The sequence below is a fragment of the Rahnella sp. RcJ3 genome, assembly GCF_009498575.1.
In the GTDB taxonomy this organism is placed as follows: domain Bacteria; phylum Pseudomonadota; class Gammaproteobacteria; order Enterobacterales; family Enterobacteriaceae; genus Rahnella; species Rahnella aceris.
The window spans coordinates 1-1850 of record NZ_QSNX01000048.1 but is presented as its reverse complement, the minus strand read 5'-3'; the positions used below and the strand labels follow the sequence as shown (position 1 = coordinate 1850).

The following is a 1850-nucleotide window of genomic DNA, read 5'->3' as shown; positions in this document are numbered from 1 at the left end:
GGCGAAATGGAAAATGTGAAGGTAAACAAACCGACATTACTAACTGACGGTTGTATCTAATCCTGGGGGCAGGTCACGTCCACATCGTGACCATGTCGATACTAAAAGCCCCGTTCACATGTACGGGGCTTTTTTATGAATTAGCCACAGTACATATTTTTATGCGGTATGACGTTCGTTCCAAGAGTCTGCAAATTGAATGTTTCCATCAACAATGCGCCAAGTTATTTTTTCATACTGCAAACTGACACTCTCGACATGGTTCATTTTATCGTTGCCTGCTAATTTCACATTGGGCACTCCGCAGTTAACGCCAGTAATTTTTACATTTTCCATCAATACGGTGTAATAACAAACTTCTTGTCCTGCGTCGTTAATATGATAGAAACAAATTTCCGCGCTTTTTAGCGTCTGACCAGTGGCTGCCGCTTTATACAGATAAGGTGTTGAGCTATCAACGTCCTTTTCAATCATCATGGATGAATGCTGGCGCGTGCCTGTTATTTTGCCGTTTGCATTGTCCACTGGTAAGTTAATGCCATGACTTAATCCAATGATTTCAATACTTCCTTCGCGATCCTTAACGTCTACAGACCCTTTGATATCGGCACCGCCATCGTCTTTAAGCCACATGTATGGAGGAATTGGCATTTTATTTGTTCCTTATTTTTGTGATTAACTTCATTGTTAAAATGTAAATTAGAGTTGTGACAGAAAAAACCGTGATTACGGAGATGTAAAAGTACAGGTCATAAAAATTATCTGCCCCAATCTCACCAGCACCATAAATCATATGGCCTATGTAGCTTGCTAAACTATGATCAAACCATACTTCAGGATTTCCCAATGTACGACCAACAACCAGTGACAAAAGAATATAGAAAGTGATTTTTGAAACTCTACGGGCAAGTGTTGTTATAGTCACCGGCTATCACCTCAATCCAGCCACGAGCCATGAGAGATCTCATACAAGGAACCTGCATAGGTGTTGTTCTCAAAAGTGCATTTCTAATTAGAGCGTAATCTGAGTTATGCGCTATGGTTATACACCCTTCTGAAACATGGCCTGGGTGAAGCCTAAACAACCCACGGAAAACACCATTGACCCAAGTTCCATCATCAATGCCCCAGTCATCCTTGTACAATGCAAACCACTCATCACGCCCAAATTCAGCACCATAGTAAAATTTGTTGAACATATCTTGGGATTTAGCCTTAACCCACGAGCCTAAGCCACCGGCACCACGCTCCACTATCCAGTACTTACCTGGTGGTAACGGTCCATCACTGGGTATTGCACCGCACGCACCTTTATTTCGGTAAACACCTTTTCCCGAGAAGGCCATAAACACGCCAACGCCGTACAGATTGAAAGGTGCGTAATCAGCACCATTCAGAATCAACTTTCCATGCAATGCCATAGATCACCCTATAACCTTGTAATGTGTAGGCTTATAATATAAGCGTTCAATCAGATCAGCCAAATTAAATTATGATTTCAAGGCCTGATTGAATCATTACGAAATCTAATCGGCTGACGATGCCGGTGATTTTCTCCATTAGCGCTCCGCCCACCTGTAAGTATCCCAGCTTTAGTTCCAGGCACTTTTTGAGATTTCCGGTTTCTCAGCCATCAGCCGGTACTCTTCCGGCGTCAGGTTATTCAGGGATTCATGAGGACGCTCACTGTTGTACTCATTCAGCCAGCGCTCTGTGATTTCTCGTACTTCATTCAGTGTTCTGAACAGGTAAAAATCCAGTATTTCTGTCCGATATGTTCGGTTAAACCGTTCTATAAACGCGTTCTGTGTTGGCTTACCCGGCTTGATAAATTCCAGCATCACTCCATG

General features: G+C 42.8%; 3 protein-coding genes. All 3 read right to left on the bottom strand.

Translation table 11 applies throughout. The annotated features are described in order from the left end of the window. Positions 1-159: 159 nt before the first annotated feature. The gene (locus DXU84_RS24890) at positions 160-651 is read right to left on the bottom strand and encodes a type VI secretion system tube protein TssD (RefSeq protein ID WP_121019854.1); all 492 of its coding nucleotides are present in this window, start codon (positions 649-651) and stop codon (positions 160-162) included. 248 nt (positions 652-899) lie between these two features. Beyond that, complete coding sequence (locus DXU84_RS24885) at positions 900-1421, bottom strand: DUF2778 domain-containing protein (RefSeq protein WP_153376840.1); 522 nt, start codon at positions 1419-1421, stop codon at positions 900-902. Positions 1422-1592: 171 nt separating this feature from the next. Continuing rightward, positions 1593-1850, bottom strand: a 258-nt coding sequence (locus DXU84_RS24880) for an integrase core domain-containing protein (RefSeq protein ID WP_153376839.1), incomplete at its 5' end; no start/stop codon positions are given.

Bases quoted from the DNA above. Each gene is read 5' to 3' on its own strand.
- DXU84_RS24890 (WP_121019854.1), bottom strand. From the start codon at position 651: ATGCCAATTCCTCCATACATGTGGCTTAAAGACGATGGCGGTGCCGAT.
- DXU84_RS24885 (WP_153376840.1), bottom strand. From the start codon at position 1,421: ATGGCATTGCATGGAAAGTTGATTCTGAATGGTGCTGATTACGCACCT.